The organism is Dactylosporangium sp. CA-139114, assembly GCF_050955725.1.
Classification (GTDB): Bacteria; Actinomycetota; Actinomycetes; order Mycobacteriales; family Micromonosporaceae; genus Dactylosporangium.
In genome coordinates this window covers 7,379,143-7,395,537 of record NZ_CP192080.1, presented here as the reverse complement: position 1 = coordinate 7,395,537, position 16,395 = coordinate 7,379,143, and the positions used below count along the sequence as shown (strand labels likewise).

At 72.7% G+C, this 16,395-nt stretch carries 9 protein-coding genes; 4 read left to right on the top strand and 5 right to left on the bottom strand.

Going from position 1 to position 16,395, the window contains the following annotated elements; all coding sequences use genetic code 11:
* Positions 1-208: 208 nt before the first annotated feature.
* Positions 209-3,571, top strand: a complete 3,363-nt coding sequence (locus ACQP2P_RS32865; protein ID WP_433607467.1) for a family 16 glycoside hydrolase — start codon at positions 209-211, stop codon at positions 3,569-3,571.
* Positions 3,572-3,575: 4 nt separating this feature from the next.
* Here ACQP2P_RS32865 and ACQP2P_RS32860 read toward each other — a convergent pair whose 3' ends face one another.
* Together ACQP2P_RS32860 and ACQP2P_RS32855 are read right to left on the bottom strand one after the other, a co-directional pair.
* On the bottom strand, positions 3,576-4,607 hold the full coding sequence (locus ACQP2P_RS32860) for an alpha/beta hydrolase (RefSeq protein WP_433607465.1): 1,032 nt from the start codon (positions 4,605-4,607) through the stop codon (positions 3,576-3,578).
* Positions 4,608-4,929: 322 nt separating this feature from the next.
* Complete coding sequence (locus ACQP2P_RS32855) at positions 4,930-5,391, bottom strand: hypothetical protein (RefSeq protein WP_433607463.1); 462 nt, start codon at positions 5,389-5,391, stop codon at positions 4,930-4,932.
* Positions 5,392-6,054: 663 nt separating this feature from the next.
* Here ACQP2P_RS32855 and ACQP2P_RS32850 point away from each other — a divergent pair.
* Entirely contained in the window at positions 6,055-7,533 is a 1,479-nt protein-coding gene (locus ACQP2P_RS32850; RefSeq protein WP_433607461.1) for a cellulase family glycosylhydrolase, read from the top strand.
* Between the two features lie 499 nt (positions 7,534-8,032).
* Here the strand turns inward: ACQP2P_RS32850 and ACQP2P_RS32845 are convergent, their stop codons facing one another.
* A complete protein-coding gene (locus tag ACQP2P_RS32845) occupies positions 8,033-8,752 on the bottom strand; it encodes a nicotinamide mononucleotide transporter family protein (RefSeq protein WP_433607459.1) in 720 nt (239 codons plus the stop codon).
* A gap of 83 nt (positions 8,753-8,835) precedes the next feature.
* Here ACQP2P_RS32845 and ACQP2P_RS32840 point away from each other — a divergent pair, with 83 nt between their 5' ends.
* Positions 8,836-10,509 carry a fibronectin type III domain-containing protein gene (locus ACQP2P_RS32840; protein ID WP_433607457.1) on the top strand — a complete coding sequence of 558 codons (1,674 nt, stop codon included), beginning with the start codon at positions 8,836-8,838 and terminating at the stop codon, positions 10,507-10,509.
* A 512-nt stretch (positions 10,510-11,021) separates the two neighbouring features.
* Entirely contained in the window at positions 11,022-12,302 is a 1,281-nt protein-coding gene (locus ACQP2P_RS32835; protein WP_433607455.1) for an EAL and HDOD domain-containing protein, read from the top strand.
* Positions 12,303-12,539: 237 nt separating this feature from the next.
* Here ACQP2P_RS32835 and ACQP2P_RS32830 read toward each other — a convergent pair whose 3' ends face one another.
* Positions 12,540-14,435: an Hsp70 family protein gene (locus ACQP2P_RS32830; RefSeq protein WP_433607453.1), complete on the bottom strand. Its 1,896-nt coding sequence runs from the start codon at positions 14,433-14,435 to the stop codon at positions 12,540-12,542.
* Entirely contained in the window at positions 14,432-16,393 is a 1,962-nt protein-coding gene (locus ACQP2P_RS32825) for a hypothetical protein (RefSeq protein ID WP_433607451.1), read from the bottom strand. The genes ACQP2P_RS32830 and ACQP2P_RS32825 overlap by 4 nt, the downstream gene beginning before the upstream one ends.
* Positions 16,394-16,395 lie beyond the last annotated feature (2 nt).

Here is a 16,395-nt window from a genome sequence, read left to right as displayed (position 1 = left end):
GCGTGCGGGCATGAACGCCGCAATTCGGGCAATCTTTCGCTGTGTTCAGCGAAAGTTATCGACATCCGGACGGAAGTCCCCTAGCGTGTCGTGACATATCGACGGTCGTCGGTTCCGCCAGTGCCGACGAACGCCCCGATGACCCGTGCCCGTCTTCGGCGAGCGCGCGCGGGAGTCCGTGACCGGCTCCTACCCCTTGGAGCGTTCCGTGAAGCGATGGACGACCCTCTTCGCCGTGCTGCTCGCGGGCGCCGGCCTGCTGCCGGCGATCCCCTCCGCGGCCGCGGTGGCACCGCAAGAGCCCGGCGTCACCCTGCGGGTCTTCGACCTGCAGACCCCGCAGAGCTCCATCTGCGTGCTCAAGTCCGGGCAGACGCCCAACGTCGACAAGCTCATGCCGACCGTCAACTGGACCACCGCCGCCGACTTCGGCGGGCTCGAGGACTACTTCCAGGCCCAGGTCATCGGCAACGTCAACATCCCCGGCGCCGGCACCTACGCGTTCCGGCTCACCAGCGACGACGGCTCTCGCCTGGCCATCGACGGCGCGAACGTCATCAGCAACGACGGCCTGCACGGCGCGACCGCGGTCGAGGGCAGCGTCGCCCTCACGGCCGGCTACCACGCGCTGCGCATCGACTTCTTCGAGCGCACCGGCGGCCAGCAACTGACCCTCGAGTGGCGCCCGCCGGGCTCGAGCGCCTACACGCTCGTGCCGAACTCGGTGCTGAGCACCGATGCCGGGGTCGTGCGCGTCACCGCCCCCGGGCGCAAGGAGTGCGAGGGATCCGCCGACTCGCCCGGCGACGGGCTGCCGCTGACGTCGGTGCACCCGGGCTACACCCTGACGAACCTGCGCCCGAACGGCTTCAACCCGCAGGTGAGCGCGATGGACTGGTTCCCCGACGGGCGTCTGGCCATCGCGACCTGGGGCGGGAGCCTCAACACCACGGGCGAGGTCTACATCCTGCGCAACGTGACGGGCGCGACCTCGCCGTCGCAGGTGCAGTACACCCGGATCGCCTCCGGGCTGAAGGAGCCCATGGGACTCAAGATCGTCGACGGCGTCATCTTCGTGTCCCAGAAGCACGAGCTGACCGAGCTCACCGACACCGACGGCGACGGGCAGATCGACCGCTACCGCACGGTCGCGACCTGGCCGTTCGACGGGAACTTCCACGAGTTCGGCTTCGGGCTGCTCTACCAGGACGGGTACTTCTACCTGAACCTGTCCGTCTCCATCAACCAGGGCGGCGCGACCACCGACCCGCAGGGCTCGCCGAACCGGGGCACCAGCCTGAGGATCAACCGCTCGACCGGCGCCGTGCAGTACGTCGCCGGCGGCCTGCGCACCCCCGACGGCATCGGCTGGGGACCCGCCGGGGAGCTGTTCGTGACCGACAACCAGGGCGGCTGGCTGCCCGCGTCGAAGCTGGTGCAGATCAAGCAGGACCGCTTCTTCGGCCACTACACCAACCCCGACGGCCCGTTCGACGGCCAGCCGGTCACCCAGCCCGTGCTGTGGCTGCCGCAGAACGAGATCGCCAACTCGCCGAGCACCCCGCTGGTGCTCCACAATGGACCGTACGCCGGGCAGCTGGCGTTCGGCGACGTGACGTACGGCGGCATCCAGCGCGCCTCGCTGGAGCAGGTCAACGGCGAGTACCAGGGCGCGGTCTTCCGCATGACGCAGGGGCTCGAGATGGGCGTGCTGCGCATCAGCGAGGGCCCCGACGGCGCGCTCTACGCGGGCGGCCTCGGCGCCGGGGGCAACTGGGGCCAGGAGGGCAAGCTCACCTACGGCCTGCAGAAGATCACCCCGAACGGCACGAACGTCTTCGACTTCAAGGCGATGCGCGTCAAGCCCGGCGGCTTCGAGCTGGAGTACACCCAGCCGGTGTCGGCCGAGACGGCGGCGCAGCTGGCCTCGCGCTACACGTTCCAGCAGTGGCGGTACGTCCCCACGCCGGCCTACGGCGGCCCGAAGGTCGACGAGGAGTCGCTCCAGGTCACCTCGGCGACGCTCTCGGCCGACCGGCTGAAGGTCACCGTCCAGGTCGCGGGCCTCAAGCCGGGCCGGGTCGTCCACGTGCGCTCGCCGCGGCCGTTCACCTCGACCACGGGCCAGTCGCTGTGGAGCACCGAGGCCTGGTACACCCTCAACGCCCTCGCCGACGGCACGCTGCCGCCGACCGGCCAGCAGGAGGCCGAGTACTCGGGCCTGAGCGGCAGCGCGGGCGTCGCGACCGACCACAGTGGATACACCGGCACCGGCTTCGTGGCCGGGTTCGGCAACGCGGGCGCCGCGGCCACGTTCAGCGTCGCCGCGCCCAGCGCCGGCGCCTACACCGTGGCGCTGCGGTTCAGCAACGGGCCCAATCCCTCCGCGGGGACGAAGACCGTCAGCCTGTACCTCAACGGCGCCAAGGTGCGGCAGCTGTCCCTCGCGGACACGGGCAACTGGGACACCTGGGCGACGGCCACCGAGACGCTCCAGCTGCGCGCGGGCGGCAACGCGATCGCCTACCGCGTGGACGGCGGCGACATCGGCCACGTCAACCTCGACAACATCACCGTCGCGCCGGCCGGCGGCGGGGGAGCGGCGGACCACACCGGCACCATCACCGGCATCGGCGGCAAGTGCGTCGACGTCAGCAACGCCGGCACCGCCAACGGCACGAAGATCCAGCTGTGGACCTGCAACGGTTCCACCGCGCAGAGCTGGACCCGCACCGGCGACACGCTGCGCGCGCTGGGCAAGTGCCTGGACGTCGACAACGGCGGCACCGCAAACGGGACCAAGGTGCAGCTGTACGACTGCAACGGCTCGGCCGCCCAGGTGTGGCAGGCCGGGGCGAACGGCACCCTGCGCAACCCGCAGTCCGGCCGGGTGCTCGACGCGGCCGGGGGCGCCTCCGCCGACGGCACCGAGCTGCAGATCTGGGACGCGGCCGGGGTCGCGCAGCAGAGCTGGGTCCACAATGGAGCCTCGCGGGTGACCCTGTTCGACGGCGGCAGCCTCAACGCGTTCGCCAACGCCGACGGCACCGCCCCGACCTGGCCCGTCTCCGGCGGCTCGGCGGAGGTGCTGGGCGGGGACATCCGCACGAAGCAGGCGTACGGCGACTTCAAGCTCCACGCCGAGTTCTGGCTGCCGAACCTCCCGGCCGACGTCACCGGCCAGGCCCGCGCGAACTCCGGCATCTACCTGCAGGACCGCTACGAGGTCCAGGTGCTCGACAGCCACGGCAAGACCCCGCCGGCGAACAACGACTGCGGCTCCATCTACCTCAAGCGGGCGCCCGGCAGCAATCCGGCAACGGCGCCGGAGACCTGGCAGACCTTCGACGTGACGTTCCGCGCGGCCCGCTGGAACGGCACCACGAAGACCGAGAACGCCCGGGTCACCCTCGTGTGGAACGGCGTCACGGTGCACAACGACGTGGCCGTCGACGGGCCGACGGGCGCGGGCGCGGCCGAGAGCCCGGCGGCGCTGCCGATCCGCCTGCAGGACCACGGCGATCCCGGCGCGAACGTGCGCTACCGCAACATCTGGATCGAGCCCGTGTGAGGGTTCAGGGGGCCAGGCGCTCGCTGAGCCAGGCCAGTGCGAGCGGGTAGCGGTACTCGATACCGCCGTGGCCGGCGTCGAACAGCTCGAAGTACACCTGCGGCTGTTTGACGCCGGCCGCGAGCACCCGGTCCAGGAACGCGGAGGCGCCGAGGTCGAGGAAGTACTCGTCGCGGCGGCCGGCGTCGATCCAGATGCCGCGCATCGAGCGCAGGGCCTCGGCGTACTGCGGCTTGGCGGCCATCACCACCGGGTCGCGGTCGAGCCACCGCTGCCAGACCGGCGCGATCAGGGCGCCGTTGGCGTCGAACGGCATGCGGACCGTGCCGTCCTCGTCGGCCGAGTAGGCCGCGGCGTACGCGTAGAGCTCCAGCAGCTCGATGTCGCCGTCGCGCGGGATGCTGCGCTCGCGGAACTCCCGCAGGAACGTGTCGTAGGAGCCGCCGTACTGGTCGCGCAGCTGCCGCGCCAGCCGCGGGAAGGCGAGCTGGTTGCTCACCTCGAACAGCGCGTCGCCGGCGTGGGTCGCGAGGGCGCCGAAGAGGTCGGGGCGCAGCATCGCGGTCACGATCGCGCCGTAGCCGCCGCTGGACTTGCCGCTGATGCCGCGGTGGTCGCGGTCGGCGAGGGTCCGGAACCGGCCGTCCACGAAGGGCACGACCTCCTCGCAGAGGTACGTGTGGTAGCGCCCGGTCGCCGGCGAGTCGAGGAACTGGCTGCCCCCGAGCGCCGTCCAGGCGTCGAAGAACACCACGATCGCGGGCGGCGCCTCCCCGCGGGCGAACATGGCGTCCATGAGCTCCGGGTAGGGCTGCCGGAACGCGGGACGGTTCCACCACATGCCGAGATGCCCGGTGTACCCCTGGCCCACGTAGACCGCGGGGTAGCGCCGCGACTCGTCCTCGTCGTAGCCGGGCGGCAGGTACACGAGCAGGGGCCGCTCGTGCGGATCCCCGAGCGGGTTGCCGCGCAGGACGGCGCTGTCGAGGACGAGCTCCTCGAAGCGCCCGGCCGGCTCGGATTTCCAGGGCAGCATGCGTACCTCCAGGGCCTCGCAGATCCCGGCGGCGCCCGGAGGGCGGCGCGACCCGCGCGGTGCCGGGCGCCTTCACCCTACGTCGCCCGGGAGGTGCCGCGACCCCACCCCGACCCCGTCCCGGGTGGCGTGGGGCTTGCCGGTCTCGTGCTCGGGGTGGCGAGGCGGCTCCCTGGCCTCGTGCTCGGGGTGGCGTGGGGTTTGCCGGTCTCGGCTCGGGGTGGCGTGGCGGCTTTCTGGGCTCGTGCTCGGGGTGGCGTGGCGGCTCCCTGGCCTTGTCCGTGGCGGACCGTGGCCGGCGCTTGCCGCGGTGGCCGGGCCGTCAGGCCGCGCCGAATGCCGCCCAGTCGACGAGCCGGCCGTCGAAGGTGCCGCCGTCGCGCAGGATGTTCGCCACGCCGTCGCGCAGCGGGACGCTCATCTCGCGCAGCTGGTTCGCGACCAGCGGCTCGAACATCGCCGGCCGCAGGTGCCACCACCAGGCCACCAGGTGCTCCGGCCCGTAGCTGGACGGGTCGGCGAGCAGGTCGCGCCACTCGGCCCGCAGCGTCGGATACTCCCGCGGCAGCCGCTCCAGCACCCCGAACCAGTTTCCCCAGCTCACGACCATGAACAGCCGCAGCCGATCGCGGGCCCAGCGCAGCGCGGCATCGTTCCCGGCCGCGCCGGCGTCGCGCAGGACGCCGGCCAGGTACTCCTCGACGACCGCGGCCGCACCGCTCACGTCGATCGTCCCGCGGTGGCGGATGGCGTCACGCAGCACGGCGAGTTCGGGATCGGGCACGGCGCCATTGTGCGCAGGCGTGCACCCGGCATTGCATCGCCGTTCGGCCACGGCATTCCGGGATCGCCGGCGATGCTCAGCTCCGGCGTTCGCGGCCCTGTCTCCTCGGCCCCCTCTCTGCCGTCCCCGTCTCCGGCCTCCGCGCTTTCTCGAGTCCTGGTGGCTCGCCGCAACGCGCGGTGCCTGCTCCTGTCGCTCGTGGCGTGCGTGGTGCCTGCGTGTTCGTGTCGCTCGTTGCCGTGCGCGGTGCGTGTTCGTGTCGCTCGTTGCCGTGCGCGGTGCGTGTTCGTGTCGCTCGTTGCCGTGCGCGGTGCGTGTTCGTGTCGCTCGTTGCCGTGCGCGGTGCGTGTTCGTGTCGCTCGTTGCCGTGCGCGGTGCGTGTTCGTGTCGCTCGTTGCCGTGCGCGGTGCGTGTTCGTGTCGCTCGTTGCCGTGCGCGGTGCCTGCTCCTGCCGCTCGTCGCAATGCCCGGCTTTACCGCGAAATGTCGAAGCGGTTCGAGATGAATATTTCAGTCTTTGTGCTCCATGAACCCGCAGGTCGGAGCCCTTGTCACGGGACATGCCGCCGCGCCGCGTTTGAGCGGGTCGGCGGCGGTGCGTGACGATCCCGGTCCCGGGCGAGCGAGCCGCCCGGCTCGACCCGTACCCGGAGGAACATCGACATGAGCCTGCTCAAACGTCTGCCGCGCGGTCGCACCCTCGGGGTGGCCGGCGCCGTCGGGGCCCTCGTGGCCGGCGGCCTGATCCTGGCGCCGATGGTCAACGCGTCCGCCGCGTCGGGCTGCCGCGTCGCCTACACCACCAACCAGTGGCCCGGTGGCTTCACCGCGAACATCGCGATCACCAACCTCGGCGACCCGATCAGCGCGTGGACCCTCGGCTGGACGTTCGGCGACGCCGGGCAGAAGGTCGGCCAGGGCTGGTCGGCGACGTACACGCAGAGTGGTACCGCCGTCACCGCCAAGAGCCTGGACTACAACGGCAACCTCGGCACCGGCGGCTCGACGAGCATCGGGTTCAACGGGACGTGGACGGGCGCCAACCCGAATCCGGCCACGTTCACGCTCAACGGTGTCGCCTGCACCGGCTCGGTCGGCACGCCGCCGCCGACGACCGCCTCGCCGAGCCCGTCCAGGAGCGTGAGCCCCAGCCCGAGCCGCAGCGTCAGCCCGAGCCCGAGCACCCCGCCTCCGCCGCAGGGGACCACGCCGCTGGCCATCAACGGGCAGTTGCACGTGTGCGGCGTGAATCTGTGCAACCAGTACAACAAGGCCATCCAGCTGCGCGGCATGAGCACGCACGGCATCCAGTGGTTCGCGTCGTGCCTCAACAACGCCTCGCTGGACGTGCTCGCCAACGACTGGAAGGCCGACCTGCTGCGCATCGCCATGTACGTGCAGGAGCAGGGCTACGAGACGAACCCGTCGGGCTTCACCGCGCAGGTGAACAACTACGTGGACATGGCCGAGGCGCGCGGCATGTACGCGATCATCGACTTCCACACGCTGACCCCCGGTGACCCGAACTACAACCTGGACCGGGCCAAGACCTTCTTCGCCTCCGTCGCCCAGCGCAACGCGAACAAGAAGAACGTCATCTACGAGATCGCCAACGAGCCCAACGGCGTGAGCTGGCAGGGCATCAAGAGCTACGCCGAGACGGTCATCCCGGTCATCCGCGCGGCCGACCCGGACGCGGTCGTGATCGTGGGCACCCGCGGCTGGTCGTCGCTGGGCGTCTCCGACGGCTCGAACGAGTCCGAGATCGTGAACAACCCGGTGAACGCGACGAACATCATGTACACGTTCCACTTCTATGCGGCCTCGCACAAGGATGACTACCGCGCCGTCGTGGCGCGGGCGGCCCGCTCGCTGCCGCTGTTCGTGACCGAGTTCGGCAGCGTCACCTACACCGGCGGCGGCACGGTGGACCTCGCGAGCACCGGCACCTGGCTGGACCTGCTCGACCAGAACAAGATCAGCTACGCGAACTGGACGTACTCGGACGCGAACGAGAGCAGCGCGGCGTTCAAGTCCGGCACGTGCGCGGCGGGTTCGTACGCGAACGCGAACTCGCTGAGCGAGTCGGGCACGTACCTGCGCAACCGCATCCGCACCGCGGACAACTTCCCGACGAGCTGAACCGGGCGACCACGCACGACCCCGGGCGAGCCGCGCTCGCCCGGGGCGAACCACGCACGACCTCGGGTGGACCGTGCGCGACCTCGGATGGACCGCATGCGAACCCGGGCGAGCCGTTCACGACCTCGGGCGGGCCCCTGCGCGACCCCGGGGTGAACCACGCACGACCCCGAACGAGCCGCGCACGACCCCGAACGAACCACGCACGCCGTCGGGCGAGCCGCGCTCGACCGGGGTGAGCGAATGGACAGCCGTGCCGGGCGGAGTGAGCAATGCGGCCCGGCCCGGCTGATCGAACGAGTCCTTGCACGCTTCGGTGAGCGCATGCGCGTCTGGGCGGGCGGTCCTGGGCCGGGCCGTGGGCGTGCACGGCCTTTTGTGCGCGAATGGACGGCCGTGCTGGGCGGAGTGAGCAATGCCGCGCGGCCCGGCTGATCGGACAAGTCCTTGCACGCGCGATGAGCGAATGGCGGCCGACCCGAACCGGCGGCCCGGACGCTCAGGCGGGCTCCAGCGTCGGTGCCGCCGACCGGCGCTGGGGCCGCTCGCGGCGCGAGATGCGCAGCCAGACGGCAAAGCCCCACAGCACGAATCCCGCGTAGACGGCGTAGAGCACGGCCGACGGGTAGTACCGGAAGTGCAGCAGCTCCGGGACGCCCACCAGGTCGACCGCGATCCAGCACAGCCAGAAGTCCACGAATCCGCGCGCCATCGCGTAGGTCGCGGCGATCGAGCCGACGAAGATCCAGGAGTCGGCGAGGTAGTACCACCAGGGCACGGGGAAGCCCGCGCCGACGGCCCGGAACACGTAGAAGCATGCGACCACGGCGACCGCCGACCCGGCCAGGAGCGCGAGCCGTTCGCCGCCCGAGGCCCATCGCGGATGCACGGCGGGGCCACCGCCGGATGAGCGATTGTGTTTCCAGCGCCACCAGCCGTACACGCTGGTGAGCACGAAGAACACCTGGCGCGACGCCTGGCCGTACAGCGGCGTGGTCGCCCCCTCCGCGCCGGCCGCCTGCCCGACGAAGACGGTGAACAGCAGCACGTTGCCCACGATTCCCACGGGCCAGGCCCACACGCTGCGGCGCAGCCCGAAGAGCGCCGACGCGAGCCCGAATGCGTTGCCCACGATCTCGCGGTAGCTGATCGACTGTCCGGTGGTGACCTGCCAGTGGGCGTCGTAGAAGCGATCGATCAAGTCGGCGAACCAGTGCACCAGCCGCACGGTACAACTGCCACGTTTCGTGCGTCGACCCCCGTGGCCAGTCACTTTTGCCCTATTTATGCGTTTTATGCGGTGTGTGGTCTCTGCGCCTCGCCGCCGCGCTCGTCCTGCCCGCCCTCGCCACGCCGCTCGCCACGCCGGTTTTCGCCGCCGGACGCCCAGATACGATCACCCGATTCGCCGGTACCGCCGGCCTCGCGCAACTGGCCGCAGACGCCCGAGGTGGCCTGGTCGCGGCGGATCCGAGCGGTGATCGAGTCGTGCGCATCGCGCCCGACGGCGCCGTGACGGTCGTGGCCGGCGGCCCGGAGGCGGGCCTCGACGCGCCCGAGGGCGTCGCGGTCAGGGCCGATGGCGCGGTGTACGTCAGCGACGCCCGTCACCGTGTCACGATGATCACGCCGGATGGACGAACGCGCACCGTGGCCGGCAGCGGTGTGGCCGGCGCCCCGGTACCCGGCCCGGCGCTCTCCTCCCCGCTGAGTGCCCCGGCCGGCCTCGCCGTGGACCGCGCGGGCAACCTGTTCATCGCCGACGAGCACGCGGTGCTGCGCGTTTCGCCCTCCGGCACGCTGTCCATCGCCGCCGAGCCGACAGACTCGCGCACCGTCGCTGTCGACTCGCTCGGCAACCTGTACGTCTCGGTTCCCGACTGCGGCGTCGAGCGCATCGCAGCGGACGGTGTGCGGGTTGCGTACGCGGGCACGGGCTGCGGCCACCCGACGCCCGGCCCGGCGCGTGAGTCGCGACTGGACGCGTTCGAGCACTTGAGCGTGGACGATCGTGACAATTTGGTGCTCGCCACGGACGACGGGGTCGCGATCGTCGCGCCGGACGGCACGCTCAGCCTGCGCGGCGAGGATGTTGGGGGCGTGCGTGACGTGCGCGGCGAGGGTGCGGGCGGTGTGCGCGGCGAGGGTGTTGGGCGCGCGCGTGATCTGCGCGGCGAGGGCGCGGGTGGTGTGCGTGACGTGCGCGGCGAGGATGTTGACGGCGTGCGTGACGTGCGCGGCGAGGGTGCGGGCGGTGTGCGTGACGTGCGCGGCCAGGGTGCGGGCGGTGTGCGTGACGTGCACGGCGACGGTGCGGGCGGTGTGCGTGACGTGCGCGGCCAGGGTGCGGGCGGCATGCGTGACGTGCGCGGCGAGGATGTTGACGGTGTGCGTGACGTGCGCGGCGAGGGTGTAGAGGGCGTGCGTGACGTGCGCGGCGAAGGTGCGGGCGATGTCCGCGGCGAGCGTGTGCGCGGGCGGTCCGCAGTCGCGAGCTCGACCGGGGCGGTCTTCGTCGGGGGTGTCGGCGGCGTGGCCCGGATCGGCCCGGCCACGCCGAGCGCGCCGCAGGATCTGCGCATCACACCGCGCGATCGCTCACTCGAATTGTCGTTCCGCGCACCGCTGGACGCGGGCGCCGATCCGGTCGCCGGCTATCAGGTCAGTCTCGACGGCTCCCAGACGTGGCGGCCGCTGGCGACCGAGGTCGACGGGGATCGGCTGACGGGTTCGGTCGCGGGGCTGGACAACGGTGTGCAGTATGCGGTGCTCGTATCTGCGCGAAATGCCGCTGGGGCGTCGCCGGGCAGCGTCATTCTGCCGGCCGTGCCGGGCGCGTCGTTCCTGGCGGTGACCGGTACCGATGTGGCGGTGTTTGCGTGGACCGGGTTGTTCGCGGTGTTGGTCGGCATTGGGCTGGTGGTGGCCGGGGCGGTCGACCCGGACTGTCTGCCGACCCGGACGCGGCGTTCCTGACGGTCGGGTAGTTGGTGAGCCCGACGGTGAGGGCGGGCTCGCTCGGAGCAGAGCAGAGCGGGTCCTGTGTGGCGGCGCCGGCCGAGTGCGGCTGGGAAGTTGGGTGACTGCCGTGCGGCTGGTGGAACGGGATGGAACGCGGATGTAGCGGAGTCCGGTCAACCCCCTGACCCGGCACGGCGGCCCGCGTGCATGTCTACCGCCTCGATTGCCGGGCGGGACCGAACCTGGCCGGTGGACCGTCCGGGTCGATTTGTCCAGGGCCACCGACCGGGCGGCCATCGCCGTGCCCGTGGGCTGTCCCATCAGGGGGCCCGTGGGCTGTCCCGGGCGGGGCTGGCCCATGGGCTGTCCACCCGGGCGGGGCTGGCCCATGGGCTGTCCACCCGGGCGGGGCTGAAGGTAGCCCGGCGGAACCGTCGGTCGCCTGGGCGGTCGTTGGAGCACCGACCGTAGCGACCGGTTTGCCGGTTTTAGCCGCCTTGGTGGCGACCGGGGCCGACAATCGACGGGTGGAGCAACTGGATGGTGGTGGCGGTACGACCGCGCATGTCGGGCGGCAGCCGATCTACGACCGGGACGGGGCCGTTGTCGCGTATGAGCTGCTGTTCCGGGCCGGCACCGATGCTTTGAGCGCTGCGCGCATGGACGATCACGCGACTGCGCGCGTTCTTGTCGCGGCGTTCACCGAGTTCGGTCTCGAAGAGCTTACCGGCGGCAAGGTTTGCTTCCTCAACGTCACCAAGTCGTTCCTGACCGGGATGTTGCCGCTGCCGTTCGACTACAGCCAGGCCGTGCTCGAGGTGCTCGCCAGCGTCGAGGTCGACGAGCAGCTCGTGGCCGGGCTGACGGTACTGTCCGAACGTGGCTTTACGCTCGCGATCGATCACTTCGTGTGCGGCGGGCCGCGCGAGGTGTTGCTGCCGCTCGTCAGCTACGTGAAGGTCGACATGCTCGCGGCCGACGAGGCCGGGGTGCGTGCGTGTGTGGAGCTTTGCCGGCGGTACCCCCACCTGCAGCTCGTCGCGGTGCGCCTCGAGAGCGCGGAGTCCCTGCGGCTCGCCTTCGAGCTCGGGTTCGACCTGTTTCAGGGGCACATTCTCGGCCGGCCGCATGTCGGCACGACCGCCGCGCTGGCTCCGGGCAGGCTCGCGCGGCTGCGGCTGCTCGCCGCGCTCGCTGCGGACGACGTGGACCTCGACGAGGTCGTGGCGCTCGTCGGCCAGGATGCCGGTTTGAGCATGCGCGTGTTGCGCGCGACGAACGCGGCCACGTTCGGACTCAACCGGACGGTCACGTCGGTGCGCGAGGCGATCGTCGCGATGGGGCTCAACCGGCTGCGCCAGTGGGTCACGCTCATGCTCGTCTCCGACCTCACCACCGCCGACCACGAACAGCTCGCGCGCATCCTGGTCCGGGCGCGGCTGTGCCAGCTGCTCGTGGACTCCTCCGAGTTCCCGGGGGCCGAGGGGCAGGGGGACGCGGCGTACCTGGGCGGGCTGCTCTCCGCCGTCGCCGACCACTTCGCCGTCCCCGTGGAGGAGATCGTGGACGGTCTGCCGCTGGGGCCGGAGCTGGGCGGGGCGCTGCGGGCGGGGGAGGGCCCGCTGGGGGCGATCCTGTGCGCGGCGCGCGCCTACACCGACCCGGACCCGGACAACGACCACGGCGAACCGGGCGCGATCGTCGCCGCGTACCTGTCGGCCCTGCGCTGGACCAACGGCGTGCTCGGTGAGCTGAGCCAGGAGATCCCGGACCGCGCCGAGGAGCGCCTGGACGCCCTCGCCGGTTGAGTGTTCGCGCGGTTGACCGCCTGCCCGGCTGGGCCAACGGGGTGCGCGGTGAGCTGAGCCAAGGGATCCCGGACCGCGCCGAGGAGCGCCTGGACGCCCTCGCCGGTTGAGTGTTCGCGCGGTTGACCGCCTGCCCGGCTGGGCCAACGGGGTGCTCGGTGAGCTGAGCCAGGAGATCCCGGACCGCGCCGACTCGCCGGTTGACGCAGCCGAGCCACGACGGCGAAGGCGAGCCGGTCAGTGCGCGTAGCGGTCGCCCGCGTACTGCTCCAAGGCCTCCTTCACCAGCTCGTCCCCGAAGCCGCTGGTGCTCGTCAGGAAGAACACGCTGTAGGGCCGGGACCAGAAGCGCGCGGTGCCGTGGTCGCTGCCGAGCGCGGTATTGCTCGCGGGCGTGCAGACCAGCCAGCGACTGCCGCGGTACGGCCGGATGTAGACCGTCGCCATCAGTGACCACGGGAACGTGGTGTCGTGGCCGCCCTTCGTCACCGTGATGCCCGTCGCGTCGATGCGGATCGGGCGGGTGTGCCGCGCGCTCACCGCCCACTGGAACAGCTTCCACACCAGGCCCACGCCGCCGCCCAGGATCAGCAGCCAGCTCAGCAGCGTGAACAGGACGCCGTCGAAGAGGCCCAGGACGATGCCGGCCACGAACACCGCGGCGAAGCGGACCGTCGCCCGGCCGTGATGGCGGTACGGGTTCGGGATCAGCTTGCGCTTGTCCTGCTGCGGCGTGCCGTACGGTGCCGGCTGCTGCGGCGGCGTGCCGTAGGGCGGTGGGGCCGCCGCGGGCTGCGGCGGCATCTTCACGGTGACCGACTCGCGACGGGTCGGCGGCGTGACCGGCGGCGGCCCGGCCACGACCGGCTCCCGCAGCGTGCCACCGTCCTGCGCCGGCGAGCTGGGCGGGCCGCCCAGGGTGGCGGTGCCGGCCAGGGTGGCGGCGTCGGCCAGGGTGCCGCCCCGCCACGGGGCGAGCGGGGGCGGCGCGGAGACCGGCACGCCGACGGGGGCCGCGGGCAGCGGCGTCGTGCGGTTGCGGGGCGGCGGCTCGTTCGCCCGCATCGCGAGGTACCGCAGCGCCCCCTCGGCCACGACCAGCTCAGGATGCTCCACCCGGCGCGGCGAGCGGCCCGTCGCCTGGCCCAGCAGCGTCCCGACGAGCGGGGTGCGGGTCGCCCCGCCGACGAGGAACAGCTCGGCCCGGTCGTCCCGGCCGATCTTCGCGCGGCGCAGCACCTGCTCGGTCATCGCGACCGTGCGCTGCAGCAGCGCCCGGGCGTCGCGCTCGAAGTCGCCGCGCGTCACCGACACGTCCTCGTCGATGAGCGGCACCTGCACGCGCGCGACGCGCTCGGTGCTGAGCCGCTCCTTCGCGCCGCGGCAGTCGTCCCACAGCAGCCGGGCCGACCACCGGTCCGTGCCCTCAGGGCCCTCGGGCTCCATGAGCCGGGCCCACTCGTCGGGGTGGCGGTCGCCGACCGCGCGGCCCACGCGGCGCTGGACGACCTCGTCCAGGTCGAGGCCGCCCACGTCGTCCAGGCCGGCCTTGGCCAGCTGCTGGAACTCGCGGCCGGTGCGCAGCACGGCGGTCACGTCGCAGGTGCCGGCGCCGAGGTCGTAGACGACCAGGGGGTCCCCGTCGGCGACCGTCGCGCCCGACGCGATGAGCTGGGCCGCGGCCGCCTCGGGCTCGCTGACCAGCGTCGGCTGGTGCAGCCCGGCGTGCCCGGCCGCGGCGCGCAGCACGCCCTGGCGGTCGGCGGACCACGCCGCCGGATGGGTGAGGATCACCGTGAGGAGGTCGGTGCCGGCGCGGCGGACGGCCTCGGCGTACACCTGGGCCAGCGTCGCCCCGATCAGCTGGGCGACGTCGAACTCGTCGCCGCCGAGCAGCACCCGCTGCTCGCCGATGCGCCGCTTCGGGTTGGGCTCGTAGCGGCCGGGGTCGAGGCGGGCCGAGCGCACGGCGGCGTTGCCGGTGACGAGCGAGCGGTGCTCGTCGGCCCACACGGCGGAGGGCAGCAGCGGCCGGCCGTCGAACTGCAGCGCGAACGGGGCCTCGCCCGGCGGCTGCAGGTAGGCCACCGTGTTCGTGGTGCCGTAGTCGATGCTGAGCCGGAACTCGCTCACTTGGCTCCCCCCTGCATGGCGAAGATGACGACCGCGACGAGGGCCACCACGACGAGCGCGGCGCCGCCCACCATCAGCAGCAGCCGCGGATTGACGCGCGGGGCGCGCTCGGCCGCGGGCACGGCCGCCGAGCGGGTCACGGTGCCGGACGGCACGGCGCGCTGGCGAAGCGTCGTGCGCCGCTCGGCGAGCAGCAGCTCGGCGCGCTCCGGCCAGATGTCCTGCAGCCCGGCGGCGAGATAGAAGTCCCGCGCGGCGAGCTGGTCGACCCGCGCCTTGCCGACGAGGCTCGCCGGGAACCTGCGAAGGGCATAGGCCAGCGCCGGCGGTACCTCCGGAGCGTCCTCCCGCGCGAGGAACTTCAGCACGTCGTGCAGCTCGCGGCCCTGCTCGGCGCCGAGCTGCGGGCCGAACACGGCCAGCAGCAGCCGGTACCACCGGTCCTGCGCGACCGGCGCGTCGCCGGGCAGGAACGGGATGCAGTAGATGAGGAAGTCGGTGCGCTCCAGCGCGGTGTGGGCCTGGTCGACGGCCGCGGGGTCGAACCGGCGGCTCTCGGCGGCGCTGAGCAGCAGCTCGGTCATCTGCACGTCGGAGCCGGTGTGCCGGTTGGCCAGCTCGATGAGGTCGGCGAGCGCGATGCGGTCCATGAGCGCCTTGACGCCGGGCGACTGCAGCGCGGGCGGCACCCCGAAGGACGCGGCGAGCTGGGCCAGCTCGACGATCGCGGCCGGGCTGGCGCTCGCGTTGCGGCCGTGGCCGGCCCAGGCGCGCAGGTGGGCGTCGACGAGGCCCGGGTCGAACGCGGAGCGGCGCAGCGTCTCGCGCAGGGTCTTGCTGGCCCCGGCCCGCATCGCCCGCTGCACGACGAGCCGGGTGACGACCTGACTCGCGCCCGGGTGGCGGGCGGCGAGGGCCCCGCCGGGCTGCCAGGCCTGGTACACCCCCGCGAGGTCCCCGTCGTTGAGCTTGGCCGCCTCGCCCTCGATCTGGCGCTGCCCGGCCTCGGTGCGCAGCAACTCCAGGTGCTCGGGCGCGGCCCGGCCCGAGGTGACCGCCTCCAGCAGCGTGGTCTGCAGGATGCGGCCGCCGACGAGCACGTCGCTCTGCCACTGCCGCACGTCCGCGGCGCCGGCGATGCTGCGCCCGCCGCGCAGCGGGGCGAGCTCGGCCGCGCCGCCGCGCCGCCACATGTCGGCGAGCTGCTGGGCGAAGCCGTCGACGTGACCGCCCCCGGGACTGTTGCCGGTGCCCGGGTACAGCCGCTCGCGGGTGGCCGCGTAGCCGCTGCCGCCGGTGACCGCGTCGAGGAAGACCAGCCGGGGCAGGTCCGGGTCGGTGTCGTCGTCCTCGTTGGCGGCGAAGGTCAGGTCGCGCACGTCGCCGAGCACGTCGACGAGGCCGCGCACGAGGGCGGTCGCGGGCGCGTCGGGCAGGACCACGGTGAGCGGGGCGGCCGGGTTGGCCAGCACCCGGTCGAGCAGCTCGTCGAAGACCGGGCCGGGGTCGGTGACCGGCTGGGCGTTGGCGGCGTCGGCGTGCTCGCGCAGGGCCGCGTAGGGCACGGCGCCGAGGCGGCCGGGCGGGTAGGCGCCCGGGTCGTTGCGCCCGGCCCAGCGCGGCCAGTGCTCCAGGCCGAGGGCGAGCTGCACGGTGACGAGCTCGGCCGGGCCGATGAGGGCGTGCGCGATCGCGGCGCCGGGGCGGTTCTTGTCGTCGCGGGCCGGCACCTTGTGCAGGATCACGCCGTGGCCCTCGACGCGCAGGTAGGCCAGCGACGGGCGCTCGTTGCGGCCGGGGGCGCGGGTGATGCGCAGGGCCAGCCGCTCGTCCCACCACGCGACGGCGGACTCGGGCAGCGAGGTGGCGTCGGGGCCGACGCCGTCGTTGCCGGCGGCCGCGGACCGGGCCCGCCAGCGGAACACGATCTGCTCGATGCGTCCCGTTGCCTGTGTCATCG